General features: G+C 72.7%; 4 protein-coding genes. All 4 read left to right on the top strand.

Annotated elements, in window-relative coordinates; genetic code table 11:
• The first annotated feature begins 635 nt into the window (after positions 1 to 635).
• Genes UA75_RS22355 through UA75_RS22340 form a run of 4 tightly spaced genes read left to right on the top strand, consistent with a single transcriptional unit; the run spans position 636 to position 14,156 of the window.
• The gene (locus UA75_RS22355) at positions 636 to 8,066 is read left to right on the top strand and encodes a type I polyketide synthase (RefSeq protein ID WP_075741926.1); all 7,431 of its coding nucleotides are present in this window, start codon (positions 636 to 638) and stop codon (positions 8,064 to 8,066) included.
• Positions 8,063 to 12,970 carry a type I polyketide synthase gene (locus tag UA75_RS22350; RefSeq protein WP_157434370.1) on the top strand — a complete coding sequence of 1,636 codons (4,908 nt, stop codon included), beginning with the start codon at positions 8,063 to 8,065 and terminating at the stop codon, positions 12,968 to 12,970. The genes UA75_RS22355 and UA75_RS22350 overlap by 4 nt, the downstream gene beginning before the upstream one ends.
• The gene (locus tag UA75_RS22345) at positions 12,967 to 13,272 is read left to right on the top strand and encodes a hypothetical protein (protein ID WP_075741924.1); all 306 of its coding nucleotides are present in this window, start codon (positions 12,967 to 12,969) and stop codon (positions 13,270 to 13,272) included. The genes UA75_RS22350 and UA75_RS22345 overlap by 4 nt, the downstream gene beginning before the upstream one ends.
• On the top strand, positions 13,272 to 14,156 hold the full coding sequence (locus UA75_RS22340; protein ID WP_075741923.1) for an alpha/beta fold hydrolase: 885 nt from the start codon (positions 13,272 to 13,274) through the stop codon (positions 14,154 to 14,156). Before UA75_RS22345 ends, UA75_RS22340 begins: the two co-directional genes overlap by 1 nt.
• The last annotated feature ends 4 nt before the right edge of the window (positions 14,157 to 14,160 follow it).

Below are 14,160 nucleotides of genomic sequence, written 5' to 3'. Positions count from 1 at the left end.
CCTGGCCGTGATCGCTCGGCCGGCTGGCCGCGTGCGCGCCCCACGTCAAGTGGGTGCAGACCGCCCGAGACGCTGCCGCCCGCCGACCTGCGTCGTCGGAACCGGCCGCAGACAGCGGAGTGCGCGAGCCGCGAACCGGGCGCCTGCCGGCGGCGCGGCTCGACGAAGACCGCCACTCGCCACGCGAGGAGTCGGTCTCGGGAATGGTTCGACCACCAGATCACGGAATGATTCCGGACGAATGCGCCGTACTTCGCATCCGCGACCTGCGACATTGTTCGGAACACGCATTATCGGGTCCGTGGTGAGACCACGGCGGGCTTCTCGGGGTGGCGATGTAGACGGGTCGTGGGTTCTCGGAGTGAACGCGAGGGATGCCGCGCTGCGGACAGATGCCAATCTATCGGGTCGGTAAAAGCCGAGGAAGAGGGGGGTTATATCACTCAAAATCACGAACTATCACTCGATGGAGTGGTGGCTGGCGTAGAATTTTGTGTTCCGAATCTGACGTCGAGTACTTTGCTGAACCGCCGGGTATATCCGGCGGGAATCCGGTGCCGCCGGGTGCGGAGCCGTTGCTCGCCCGGGTCTCGCGCCGGGAAGTGCAGAATCGCCGGACGGCGGGGGTCAGAACAGTGCTCGACGACGCAGCGATCATCGGGGTCACTCCACTCGGCGCACCCAGCGCGCGACTGGTGAGCGCCGTGAGCCGGGCCGGGGGTGTCGGAGTGCTCGACCTCGGCGCCGGGGTCGGCCGGGCGCGGACGGCGCTGGCCAAGGCCAGAGACTGGGCCGCAGGCCCATGGGGCGTCCGGGTGTCGTCGGAGACGGTGCTGGACGCCGAGATGCTCGTGGGCGTCGACCTCGTGATCGCCGATCTGCCCGCGCTGGACCGGCTCCCGGCCTGCGGGGCGGTACCGAGGCTGCTGGTCGAGGTCACCGACATCGCCGAGGCACGTCGCGCCGCGTGGGCGGGCGCGAACGGCCTGGTGCTGCGGGGCAACGAGTCGGGCGGCCGGGTGGGGGAGCTGAGCTCCCTCATCCTCCTGCAACGGCTGCTGGCCGAGCCGGATCTCCGCCTGCCGCTGTGGATCTGCGGCGGGATCGGCCCGCGCACCGCCGCCGCCGCGCTCACCGCAGGCGCGGCGGGGGTGGTGCTGGACGTCCAGCTCGCCCTGCTCGCGGAGGCCGAGACGTCGGCATCGGTCGCCGCGCGGCTGCGGCGGCTGGACGGCTCCGAGTCGGTGTACCGGGCAGGACATCGTTTCCTGCCCGCTTCGCTCGCGCCGCCCGGTGCGGGACGGAACGCCGCCGTCGAGCCGACCCGGCCCGTCGAGGCGCCGCCGGTCGACTCCGCCTCGGCAGTGGACGACCCGGCAGCGGTCGATCTACCGGCCGCCTGCTCCGCGCCCGGCCCCCTGCGGGAGTCCGAGGCCTCGTCCTCGGCTGCTCCTCGGCTCGCCTCGCCGCCGCCGGACTCGCTCCCGATCGGTCAGGACGGTGGGCTGGCCTCGGTGTTCGCCGAGCGCTACGGCGACGTCGGCACGGCCGTTCGTGCGGTGCTCGCCGCCACGATGGAGGCCGCCGTCGAGCCGCCGCCCGCCCGGGTCTCCTACGAGGACGGCGCCTTCGGCACCCGACTGCCGATCGCCCAGGGGCCGATGACCAGGGTCAGCGATCAGGCGGGCTTCGCTGGCGCCGTCGCAGCCAACGGCGCGCTGCCCTTCGTGGCGTTGGCCCTGGCCGACCGGGAGCGGAGCCGGGCGCTGCTGGAACAGACCAGGGACGCCCTCGGCGATCGGCCGTGGGGGGTCGGCGTCCTGGGATTCGTCCCCGACGAGGTCCGCACGGCCCAGTTCGACGTGATCAGGGAGATCAGGCCCACCCACGCGATCATCGCGGGCGGCAGGCCCTCGCAGGCCGCCGCGCTGGAGGAGGCGGGCGTCCGCGCCTTCGTCCACGTCCCCTCGCCGACGCTGTTGACGCAGTACCTCGGCCGAGGCCTCCGGCGGTTCGTGTTCGAGGGTGCCGAGTGCGGCGGACACATCGGACCGCGCAACAGCTTCCCGCTGTGGGAGGCGCAGGTCGGCGTGCTGCTCGATCAGCTCCGCGCGGGCGTGGCGCAGGCCGCCGACATCGCGGTGCTCTTCGCGGGCGGGGTGCACGACGACCGATCCGCCGCCATGGTGGCCGCGCTGGCCGCCCCGCTGACCTCGCTGGGTGTGGAGGTCGGCGTGCTGATGGGCACCGCCTACCTGTGCACCGAGGAGGCGGTGACCCACGGCGCCGTCACCCCGGTCTTCCAGCAGCAGGTGCTCGTGGCCGAGGGCACCGAGCTGCTGGAGTCCGCTCCCGGCCATGTGACCCGCGCGCTGGCGACGCCGTTCGCCGAGGAGTTCGGGGCCGTGCGTTCTCGGCTCGTCGCCGAGGGCGTGCCGGAGCGGCAGATCTGGGCGGAGCTGGAGGGGCTCAACGTCGGTCGACTGCGCATCGCGGCCAAGAGCGTCCGCCGGACGGCGGAGGGCCTCACCCGCGTCGACGCCGACGAACAGCTCCGCGACGGACTGTTCATGGCGGGTCAGGCCGCCGTCCTGCGCTCCGAGCCGACGACGATGGCCGACCTGCACGAGGCGGTGACCTCGGGCGCCGAGGAGTTCCGCCGGGAGCGCGCCGCCTGCCTCTCGGCCGGTGCCGAGCCGTCGGAGACCGAGACAGCCCGACCGCTGGACATCGCCGTCGTCGGCATGGGCTGCGTCTTCCCCGACGCCCCCGACCTCGATCGATTCTGGGTGAATCTGCTGGAGGGGCGGGACTCGGTAGTCGAGGTGCCCGACGATCGTTGGGACCCTGCGCTGTTCCACCGATCCGACGCCGTGGTCGGCGACGGCCGCTCGGTCTCCAAATGGGGCGGCTTCCTGCCGCCCGTCCCCTTCGATGCCATCCGGCACGGCATCCCGCCCGCCGCCCTGGCCAGCATCGACCCCGCCCAGCTGCTGGCGTTGACGGTCGCCGAGGCCGCGCTGGTCGACGCCTTCGGCGACCGGGACTTCGACCGGGGGAAGACCTCGGTGGTCTTCGGCGTCCAGGCGGGCGGCGACCTGGGCAGTGCCCTCGCGATGCGGTCGCTGCTGCCCGCCTACCTCGCCGACGTCCCTGCCGAACTCGATGCCGCGCTGCCGCGCCTCACCGGCGACTCGTTCCCCGGCGGGCTGGCCAACATCGTCTCCGGGCGCATCGCCAACCGCCTGAACCTCGGCGGGATGAACTACACCGTCGACGCCGCCTGTGCCTCCTCGCTCGCCGCGCTCGACGTCGCCTGCAAGGAACTGGTCGAGGGCACCAGCAACGTGGTGTTGTGCGGCGGGGTCGACGTGCACAACGGCATCTCCGACTATCTGATGTTCTCCTCGGTGGGCGCGTTGTCGCCGACCGGCCGATGCCGGTCCTTCGACAGCACTGCCGACGGCATCGTGCTGGGGGAGGGCGCGGCCTGCGTCGCGCTCAAGAGGCTGGCCGACGCCCGCCGCGACGGCGACCGGGTCTACGCCGTGATCAAGGGCGTCGGCAGCGCCAGCGACGGCCGTGCGCTCGGGCTGACCGCACCCAGGGCGGAAGGTCAGCAGCGGGCGCTGCGACGGGCCTACACCCAGGCGGGGATGTCCCCCGCCGAGGTCGGCATGATCGAGGCGCACGGCACCGGCACGGTGGCGGGCGACGCGGCGGAGCTCACGTCGTTGACCGCAGTCTTCGGTGCGGCGGGCGCACGGGTGGGCGGCACCGCGCTCGGCTCGGTCAAGTCGCAGATCGGGCACACCAAGTGCGCGGCCGGTCTCGCGGGCCTGGTCAAGACGGCGCTGGCCCTGCACACCGGAGTGCTGCCGCCCACCCTCCATGTGCGCAGCCCCAACGTCGCCTACGACCCCGAGACGAGCCCCTTCACCCTGAGCGGCCGGGCCAGGCCGTGGCCCGTTCCCGCCGCCGAGCGGGCGGGCGCGGTCAGTGCCTCCGGTTTCGGCGGGATCAACTTCCATGCGGTCCTGCGTGCCGATCCGCTGGGGCCGCCGCCCGCCTCCGGCCGTGCGGAGTGGCCCGCCGAGCTGTTCCTCTTCCGGGCCGCGGACGAGGCCGGGCTGCAGCGCGTGCTGACGCGGCTGCGGGAGCACCTCGAGGTCAACGATCGGGCGGGCAGGCCGTGGAGCCTGCGGGACCTCGCGGCCACCGCCGCCGCCTGGCAGGACGAGCACGATCGTCCGGTCGGCCTCGCGCTGGTCGCCTCGGACCTCGACGAGCTGGCCGAGTTGGTCGGGCGGGCCTCGGCGGGCGAGGACGACCCTGCCTCGGGACTGTTCCGCGCCACGGAACTCGGGCGCACCGGCCCGCCGCCGGAGGTGGCGCTGCTCTTCCCCGGACAGGGCAGTCAGCGTCCCGGCATGCTGGCCGCGCTGCTCATCGCCTTCCCCGAACTGCATCGTCATCTGCGCGGCGTGCCCGACGGCGCCTGCGTCGTCTACCCGCCCGCGCCGTTGACCGAGGCCGTCGAACAGGCCCAGCGCGCGGCCGTCACCGACACGACCGTGGCGCAGCAGGCCCTCGGCGGCACGGGACTGCTCGTCGCCGAACTTCTCCAGCGCGTCGACGTCGTCCCGACGATGGTCGCGGGCCACAGCTACGGCGAGCTGGTCGCGTTGTGCGTCGCCGGGGTGCTCAGCCCGGACGACCTGGTGACGGTGACCCGGCAGCGGGCCGAGGCGGTTTCCGACGCCGCCCGCGACGTCGAGGGGGCGATGGCGGCGGTGTCGGCGGGTCCGGCGGAGACGGCCTCGGTGCTCGAGGCGGCCGCCCTCGCCGGGCAGGTCGTGGTGGCCAATCACAACGCCCCGGCCCAGACCGTCGTCTCCGGTCCGGCCTCGGCGATCGGGGAGGCCGTCGTCGCGCTGCGCGGTGCGGGACTCGGCGCCCGGCGAATCCCGGTCGCCTGCGCGTTTCACAGCCCGCTGATGGACCCGGCGAGTCGCGCATTCGGTGCGGCGCTGGCTGATCGGCGGTTCGGGCGGGCGGAGCTTCCCGTCTGGTCGAACCGCACCGCGGACCGCTACCCGGCGGACCCCGCCCGGGTGGGCGCGGAACTCGCCGCGCAGCTCGCGGCCCCGGTGCGCTTCGCGGACCAGATCGAGGCGATGTACGAGGCAGGCGCCCGAGTCTTCGTCGAGGCAGGGCCGGGCACCGTCCTCACCCGTCTGACGGCGGCGGTGCTGGGTGACCGACCGCATCTGGCGGCGTCCGGTGAGGACTCGCGCCCCGGCCTCGGCGGCTTCCTCGTCCTGCTGGCCCGGCTCGCCGTGGCGGGCGTCCCGGTGCGCGCCGCCGGGCTGACCGCCGGGCGTGGTGCCCGCGTCATCACGCCCGCCGCTGCGGTGCGGGGTGCGCGGGCGGGCGACCGCGCGGTCGCCGCGAACCTCCGAACGCTCATCGGGCCCGGAGCCGGGACCACGAGTGACGTCCCGCCGCAGCGCCCCGGCTGGGCCGTGGACGGGCGTTCGGTCCGCACGATCGAGGGCGCGCACCTTCCCGACGGGCTTCGACCGGCCCGACGTATCCAGGAGGACGTCATCACCATCCAACGCGACCCAGCACCCCGAGGCGATGCCGAGCGGCTCGTCACCGACTTCCTCAGGTCGAGCCGGGAGATGCTCGCCGCGCAGCGCGACGTGCTGATGACCTATCTCGGGGCAGGCTCGGCTGCCGGACCGGCCGCACCGCCGAGCGTCACCTGGGCTCCGCCCGTGATCGTTGCTGCACCGGTCGGCAGCGCCTCGGTCGCCGCCGCTCCCGCCGCCGTCGGGACGGCGGAGGCCGGTCCCGCCGCTGTCGTCTCCGCCGTCGGGCAGGCGCAGGTCGCTCCCTCGGCCCCGCTCACGGCGGTCGTCCCGGCGGCCGCCGTGCCCGCGACCGAGCCGGTGGTGCCGCCCGCGTCGGTCGACGTCCATGCGCTGGTGCTGACGGTGATCAGCGAGCGGACCGGCTATCCGGTGGATCTGATCGATCCGGACCTCGACCTGGAGGCCGACTTCAGCATCGACTCGATCAAGCGGACCGAGATCGCGGGCGAGCTGATCGCCCGGCTCGGCCTCGACGTCGACGCGCTGCCGGAGGAGGACGTCGACGAACTCGCCAAGGCCAGGACGACGGTCGCGATCGCGGCCTGGCTGACCCGGCGCCGAGACGGCGAGGCCGGCTCGGTGAGCCCCGAACCGGCGGGTACCGAACCGGCGATCACCGGAGGGTCCGCGTCTCGCGAGCCCTCGACGGGCGCAGCCCCGGAAGGAGCAGACCTCGCCACGTCTCGTCGCACCGGCTTCGACCCCGCCGCGTTCGACCCCGCCGGATCGGGCGACTCCTCGCCTGCCGGATACATCGCGATCACTGATCCGCAACGGCGGTCGATGGTCGCGGCGAGCCCGACGGCCCCGGACACGCTCGAGGACCGCACCCCGCTGGTCGGACACCCTGCCGACGGCGTCTCGACGAGCGACGATCGGAGTGCCGCTCGGCCGATCGAGACCACTCCGTCCGGCCGGGAGCCGGTGCGGCACGTGTGGGGCGCCGTCGAGCTGGCCTCGCTCACCGAGGTCGATCCGCAGGCCTTGGCGGGCGCCCGGTTCGCGGTCTTCGGCGCGCCCGGTGCGGTGCGAACCGAGCTGCACGGCCTGCTGGAACGGCACGGGTGCTCGGTGTTCCTGGGGACGGCGGGCGGTCGGATGCCCGACGGGGAGCCGCCTGCCGACGGAGTGATCCGACTGGACGCGGTGGACATCGGCGATCCCGTGCTCCCCGATCTGTTCGGTCCGGTCAAGGCCGCGCTGGCCCGGCCGCCGAAGTGGTTCGCGCTGCTGAGTCATGCCGATGACGACGACCGGACGGCCACGGTCAATGCGGCGGGGCTGCGAGGCCTGATGCGCACCGTGGATCGGGAGTACCCCGAGACCGTCGTCCGGCTGATCGAGTTCGCGTCCGCCGCCGACCCGGCGCAGATCGCGGCCTCGGTGCTCACCGAGCTGCTGGGCGAACGCCGCACGGACCCGCCGGTCATCCGGCTCGACGGATCGACCCGCCGGGCGCAGCTGCCCATCCGGGCCGACCTCGGACTGGTCGCGACGACGGGAGCGGGGCCGGGCGCGGACGCGAGGCGAGAGGCCCGGCTGCTCGGCCTCGACGACGACGCCGTCCTGCTGGTCGTCGGCGGCGGCCGGGGCATCACCGCCCGCTCGGCGACCGCGCTCGCCGCGGGCGGGGCGAAGGTGCACCTCGCAGGCCGCACCGCGCTGTCGACGACGCCGGAGTCCGCCGCGACGGCGGGCGTCACGGACCTCCCCGGGCTACGGGCCGCACTGGCCTCCAGCGGCACCGTGGGCTCCCCGGCGGAGGTGGACGCGGCGGCCAGGGCGGTGCTGGCCCGACGCGAGGTCGACGCGACGCTCACGGAGCTGCGCCGCTCCTCGGCGGACGTGTCCTACCACCAGCTCGACGTCCTCGACCCGGAGTCGGTGCACCAGCTGGTGAAGGAGCTGTACACCCGGCACGGCCGCATCGACGGCGTCGTGTTCGGCGCGGGCACCATCGAGGACCGGCTGCTGGCCCACACCGACGGCGCCGCGTTCCGGCGGGTGTACGACACGAAGGTGTCCGGCGCCTCGACGCTGTTGTCCTCGCTCGCGACGCTGCCGAGGTCACCGAGGTTCGTGGTGCTGTTCGGCAGCATCTCCGCCGTGCTGGGCAATCGCGGCCAGGCGGCCTACGCGGCGGGCAACGACGCGTTGGAGGCCCTCGGCAACGCCTATGCGGTGCGGACGGGTGCCAGGACGATCACCGTCCACTGGGGACCGTGGGTGCCCGACGGCGTGCATCGGGGGATGGTCTCCGACGAGCTTGGTCGCGAGTTCGCGCGTCAGGGGCTGGACATGATCGACCCGGACGCGGGTGTCGACGCGCTGACCCGTGAACTGCTGTGGGGCGACCCCACCGCTCGCTCGGTCTTGTACGCGCCGCAGGGCTGGGTCAATCCGTGACGCTCTCGGCGGACGGCGTCGCGATCGTGGGCATGGCCGTGCTCTTCCCGCAGGCCGGGAACCTGGACGCCTATTGGCGCAACCTGGTCGACGGAGTCGACGCGACGAGCCTGGTCCGGCCGGGCCGCTGGGGCGAGGACTATTACGACCCCGCCGCCGTCGGCCGGACCCGCCCCGACGCCATGTACTGCAGGCGGGGCGGCTTCATCGACGACCTCGCCGAGATCGACGTCTCCCGCTTCGGAATCACGCCGATGTCGGTGGCCGACACCGAGCCCGATCATCTGATCGTGCTCAGCGTCGCCGCCGACGCGATCACCGACGCGGGCGGTGAAGGGGCGCTGCCGGATCGGGATCGTGTGGGCGTGGTCCTCGGTCGCGGCGGCTATGTGTCCACGAGGCAGACCGACCGCAGCGACCGGATCACCAGACCCGCGCAGTTCGCGTCGATGATGCGCGAGATCTTCCCCGAGCTCGACGACGTCGCGGTGTCCGAGCTGACACGCCATGTTCGAGCAGGCCAGCGTCCGGAGCAACCGGAGAACGCGATCGGGGTGGTCTCCAACCTGATGGCCTCCCGCGTCGCGAACCGACTGGATCTGCGGGGACCCGCCTACATCGTCGACGGCGCGTGCGCCTCGTCGCTGATCGCCGTTGACCACGCCGTCGGCGAGCTGCAGCGGCACCGCTGCGATCTGATGCTCGCCGGGGGCTCCCACCACTCGCACCACATCGCGTTCTGGAGTGTCTTCACCCAGATGCAGGCCCTGTCGTCGAGCGAGCACATCCGGCCCTTCGACCGGCGGGCCGACGGCACGCTGATCGGGGAGGGCACCGGGGTCGTGGTGCTCAAGCGCCTCGCCGACGCCCGCCGGGACGGCGACCGGGTGTACGCGGTGATCCGAGGCACCGGCCTGGCCAGCGACGGCCGGTCGTCCAGTCTGGTCAACCCCACCATCGCGGGCCAGGCGCGCGCCGTCCGCCAGGCGTGGCGCGAAGCGGGGATCGATCCGAGTTCGCCGCACTCGATCGGCCTGTTGGAGGCCCACGGCACGGCGACCCCCGTCGGCGACACGGTCGAGATCGGCACCCTCGCCGAGGTCTTCGGCCCCGCTGCGGGCGATCCGGCGGTCATCGGCTCGGTGAAGTCGATGATCGGCCACACCATGCCTGCCGCCGGGGTCGCGGGACTGGTCAAGGCCGCGCTGGCCGTGCATCACGGGGTTCAGCTGCCTACCCTGCACTGCGACCAGCCGCATCCCGACCTCGCCGCGACCCGGTTCCGACCCCTGGCGGAGGCACGTCCCTGGGAGTCGCCCGCAGGCGTGCCACGTCGGGCCGCGGTCAACGCCTTCGGCTTCGGCGGAATCAACGCCCACGTCGTCTTGGAGCAGGAGGCGGATTCGGTCGGCCGGTCCGGGTTCGCCGCGATCACGCGCACCCAGGACGCCGGAGCGGGCGAGCGGACCCTGCGGCTCGTCGCCTCGGATCCGGCCGCCATGGCGCGACTCTTCGAGGCCGACGACGCCGAGGTGCTGCGCGTCGGGCTGTCACCGGAGGCCGAGACGTCGGCAGGCGGACCGTGCAGGCTGGCGATCGTCGACCCCACACCGAGACGACTGGCCTTCGCCCGCCGGGTGATCGCGGCTGGCCGGGCCTGGCGGGGCCGCAACGACATCTGGTTCGCTCCGACACCGCTGCTCGGGCCAGCCTGCTCCGGGCGGCTCGCCTTCGTCTTCCCCGGCCTGGACAGCGAGGCGGTGACCGGCTTCGAAACCGAGACGTCCACTCCGATGTCCCGCATGCTCGAGATCCTCGGCGCAGGCCGAGAGCTGGATCGAGGCCTGCGTGCCGAGGGGGTGGTGCCGGACGCGATCGCCGGTCACAGCCTCGGCGAATGGAACGCCATGTCCAGCGCCGGGGTGATCGGCGAGGATGCGACCGCGTCGCTGGTCGAGGCCGTCCAGCGCGATGACATCACGCTCATGGACCTGACGTTCGTCCTGGTCGGCGAACCGGTCGGCGAGGTCCGCACGCTGATCGAGGCCTATCCCGGTCTGGTGATCTCGCATGACAACAGCCCTCGGCAGACCATCGTGTGCGGCCCGGCCCAGGACGTCGAGCCGTTCCTGGCCGCCTGCCGCGATCGTGGACTCATCGCCTGGGCACTGCCGTTTCGGACCGGTGCACACACCCCGATGTTCGCGCCGCTGGCGGAACGCCTGAAGGCCTACGTCGATCAGGCGACGCTGCGCCCCGCCAGTGTCGAGGTGTGGTCGGCCACGCTCGCCGCACCGTTCCCCGCCGAGACCGAGCAGACGAGAGAGCTGATCATCCGGCACCTCGTCGAGGCCGTTCGCTTCACCGAGCTGGTGGAGGCGATGTACGCGGCAGGCGTTCGGGCGTTCGTGCAGCCGGGAATGGGACAGGTGCCTGCGCTGGTCGACGACATCCTGGGCGAACGCGAACATCTCGCGATCTCCGCTGCGCAGAAGGGTCGCGACGCCGAGCCACAGCTCCGCCGGGTACTGGCCGCGCTCTGGGCAGACGGCTATCCGACGGCGCGCAGGCCCGTGACGGACACACCGCCGTCGTCGACCCGTTCCCTCGCTCCGGTGCCGCTCGCGCTGGGTCCGGAGCCGTTGGTACTGCGGGCCGAGGGCCGGGCCGCCATTCGCGACCTCTTCGACCGGGCAGTTCTTCCTGGCGCGGGCAGTGCGGCGGACATCGGTACTGCGGCAGGCATCGGTACTGCGGCGGGCATCGGCGGTCGACCGGCGGGAACGACGGCCTCCGCGACGGAGTTGACCGCCCTGCTCGGTGAGATCGAGCAGTCTGCGGAGTGGGCCGCGTCCGTGCTCGACTCCCTGAGCCACGACCGACCGGTGGCTGCGGCCTCCGCCGTCCCGATCGGCTCGGCACCGGAGCAACCGCAGGCCGGTGCCTCGGCGACGTCGTCGAGTCCCGGTGCACTCTCCTCGGTCGCGGCCGGGGCGCCTGCCACCGACTCTTCCGGTGTGGACGGAGTCGTCCGCTCGCCTGCTCCGGGGCAGCATCCGGCGATCGGGGCTCCGGTGGCCACCGCGACCCCGTCCGCCGCCCCGACCCTCCTGCCGCCGCTGCCGCCGTCGCCGAGTGAGCAGGAGCCGACTGGGCAGCCGCCGGGCGCCGCCGAGGCCCTCGCCCGCGAGACCGGTCTGGTGGCGACCACGGCGCAGGCTCGGGCGGCGCAGGGCGGCACCGACATCACCGCGATGCTGACGGTGTCCACCGAGACGATGCCGCATCTCCGGGATCACTGCTTCTACCGGCAGCGTCCCGGCTGGCCGGACGACCGCGATCGACAGTCGGTCCTGCCCGCCACCGGGATCGTGGCGCACATCGTCGACTTCGTCCGGCAGGCCTGTCCCGGCCGCCAGGTCGTCGAGGTGAGCGGGCTGCGGCTGCGACGACTGATCAACGCAGCACCACCGACCGACGTGCAGCTCGTCGCGACCGCGCTGGAGACTGATCGCTATCGCGTGGAGGTCAGCGGTCACGCCGAGGCGGTCGTCACCGTCGCCGACGACTACCCCGCAGCGACACCGCCGATGACGCTGCGCTCTCCGGCGGAGTCGGAGCCCTGGCATCGCGCCGAGCAGCTCTACACCGAACGGCTGATGTTCCACGGACCGGTCTTCGCCAAGGTCAGCGAGATCCTGGCGGTCGGCGAGCGTCACATCAGGGGGGTGCTCACCGCTTCTGACGTGCCGGGGGTACTGCTGGACAGCGCGGCCCAGCTGCTCGGCTATTGGATTCAGCAGAGTCCGACGGTGAGTAGGCATACCCTTCCGATGGCTGCGGACTCGATCCGCTACCACGCGCCGTTCCCCGCTCCGGGTACCAGGGTCGACTGCATCGCCCAGTTGACCTCGATCAGCGAGACCGAGTCCGTCGCGGATCTGCGCCTCACGGTGGCGGGCAAGCTGATCGTCGAGATCATCGGCTGGCGAAATCGGGTCTTCGCGGACAATCGACGGACCCTGGAGTACCTGCGCAATCCGCAGCGGGACCTGCTCTCCGAACCGCGTCCGGGCGGCTGGGTGCTGCTGCGTGAGCAGTGGTCGGATCTGCCCACCCGGCAGATGGTGCTCGGCGGCGTCCTCAACGCCGAGGAACGGGCGGAGTACCTGGAGCGGCCCCTGCGGGTCAGGAGGCAGTGGCTGCTCGGCAGGGTGGCGGCGAAGGACGCGGTGCGACACCGGCTGCGGGCCGTCGGCACCGACGGGGTGTTCCCCGCCGAGATCCGAGTGGCCAATGAGGCGAGCGGCAGGCCGTACGTGACGGGACTGCACGGCCTGACGCTGCCGGAGCTGTCGCTCTCCCTCGCCCACAGCGGCACGATCGCGGTCGCCATCGCCGAGCCGGGCGACACGCAGGTCGGCATCGACGTGGAGCAGGTACTGCCGCGATCCGATGCGACCGTCGAACTGGCTCTGGACCCCGTCGAACGCGGACTGCTCGCGGATCTCGTCGGGCTGACCGGCGAGTCGGCGGAGGTGTGGTTCACCCGGTTCTGGACCGCGAAGGAGGCCGTGGCCAAGGCCGAGGGCACCGGCCTGACCGGCGGTCCTCGTCGGTTCGCGGTGCGGACCCGGCCGGACGGCGACCTGGAGGTGACGGTGGGCGGCCTGGACGGCGACCGCCGTGACCGTGAGATCGCAGCCGACGAGCCCGCAAGTGGTGAGCCCGCAGGTGACGACCGCCCGCGTGCGGGAGCGGACGCTGCGGGCATCGACCAGCACCAGCCTGCCTCGCGCAGATATCGCGTACGCACCGCGATGATCGACGAATCCGGCACGGATCGACAACTCGAGACAGCGCCACGCTATGTGGTCGCCTGGACAGTGAAGGAGAAGACATGACGGGACACCTCGCCGTCGACGCGGATCAGGTGCTGGCCGAGGTGATCTCGGGCATCATCCAGGCCTGCCCCCGGATCGACCCCGAGATCGACGAGATCACCATGACGACCGACCTCCGCGAGGATCTGGCCCTCTCCAGCGTGGATCTGGTCACGGTGTTCGCCCGGCTCACGACGGTGTACGAGACGCGAGTGAACTTCGTCGACCTGGTCGTCGAAGGCAGGCTGGCCGACACGTCGGCGTTGACGGTCGGCTCGTTGGTCGAGTACATCGTGCGCAGGCTCGCGGCGGCGGCGACCTGATGGCCGTTGCCGTGCTGAGCGGCCTGCGCTGCAATCTGGAACTGCTCTCACCTGCCGAACCCCGGCCGGAGCAGCCCGCGGTGGTCTGCGTGCACGGCATGGGGGTCGACAGCCTGGCCAGCTACTACCTGACGATCGGCTCACCACTGGTCCGGGCCGGTGCCGAGGTCGCCATGTACGACCTGCGTGGCCACGGGAACAGCGAGCGGCCGCCCACCGGGTATCGCCTGGACGACTTCGGCGCCGATCTCGCAGCGGTGATCGCCCACCTCGGCTGGCAGAATCGCCCGGTCCAGCTCGTCGGCAACTCCTTCGGCGGGACGGTGGTCTTCCATTACGCGACGGCCCACCCGAGGCGGGTGGTGTCGGTGACGGCCGTGGAGACCGAGCCGCCCACCGAGTCCTGGTCGGGGTGGATGGCGCGGGTGCTGCACGACATGGCGACGGAGATGACGGCCCCCGACGCCGTCGAGCGGCTCGGCGCGGGTCGCGGCCGGGTCGGCCTGCGACAGGCCGAGGCGATGCGCGCCCTGGTGCGAGACACGACGCTGGTCGCCGACGTGCCTGCCGGGCCGTTGCTGAGTGAGCGGGAGCTGGCCGACTTCCCGATTCCGGTGCTCGGCCTGTACGGCGCCCGGTCGGAGATCGCCGACCGGGCGCAGCTGCTGCCGAGGCTGCTCTCTGACTGTGTGACGGTGACCTTCCCCGACCACGGCCATCGGCTGCTGGTGGACGCCCGGCGTGCGGTGACGGATCTCGTCGTTCCCTGGATCATGGCGGGCCGCCGCCCGAGCGTCGTGGCGGACGGGGCCGTCGTCCTGCGTAGCGGGAGTCCGACGCCGTCCACGGTGCGGTCGACCGTGCCTGCTGAACCGCGAAGATGAAGAA

Origin of the sequence: Actinoalloteichus sp. GBA129-24, from assembly GCF_001941645.1 — a bacterium.
GTDB classification, from domain to species: Bacteria; Actinomycetota; Actinomycetes; order Mycobacteriales; family Pseudonocardiaceae; genus Actinoalloteichus_A; species Actinoalloteichus_A fjordicus.
Note: the sequence above shows the minus strand (reverse complement) of the source record. Positions and strands in the feature narration are given on the sequence as shown.

What these genes read in the sequence shown, in the direction of transcription:
- UA75_RS22345 (WP_075741924.1), top strand. Translation starts at nt 12,967, where the DNA reads ATGACGGGACACCTCGCCGTCGACGCGGATCAGGTGCTGGCCGAGGTG.
- UA75_RS22340 (WP_075741923.1), top strand. Translation starts at nt 13,272, where the DNA reads ATGGCCGTTGCCGTGCTGAGCGGCCTGCGCTGCAATCTGGAACTGCTC.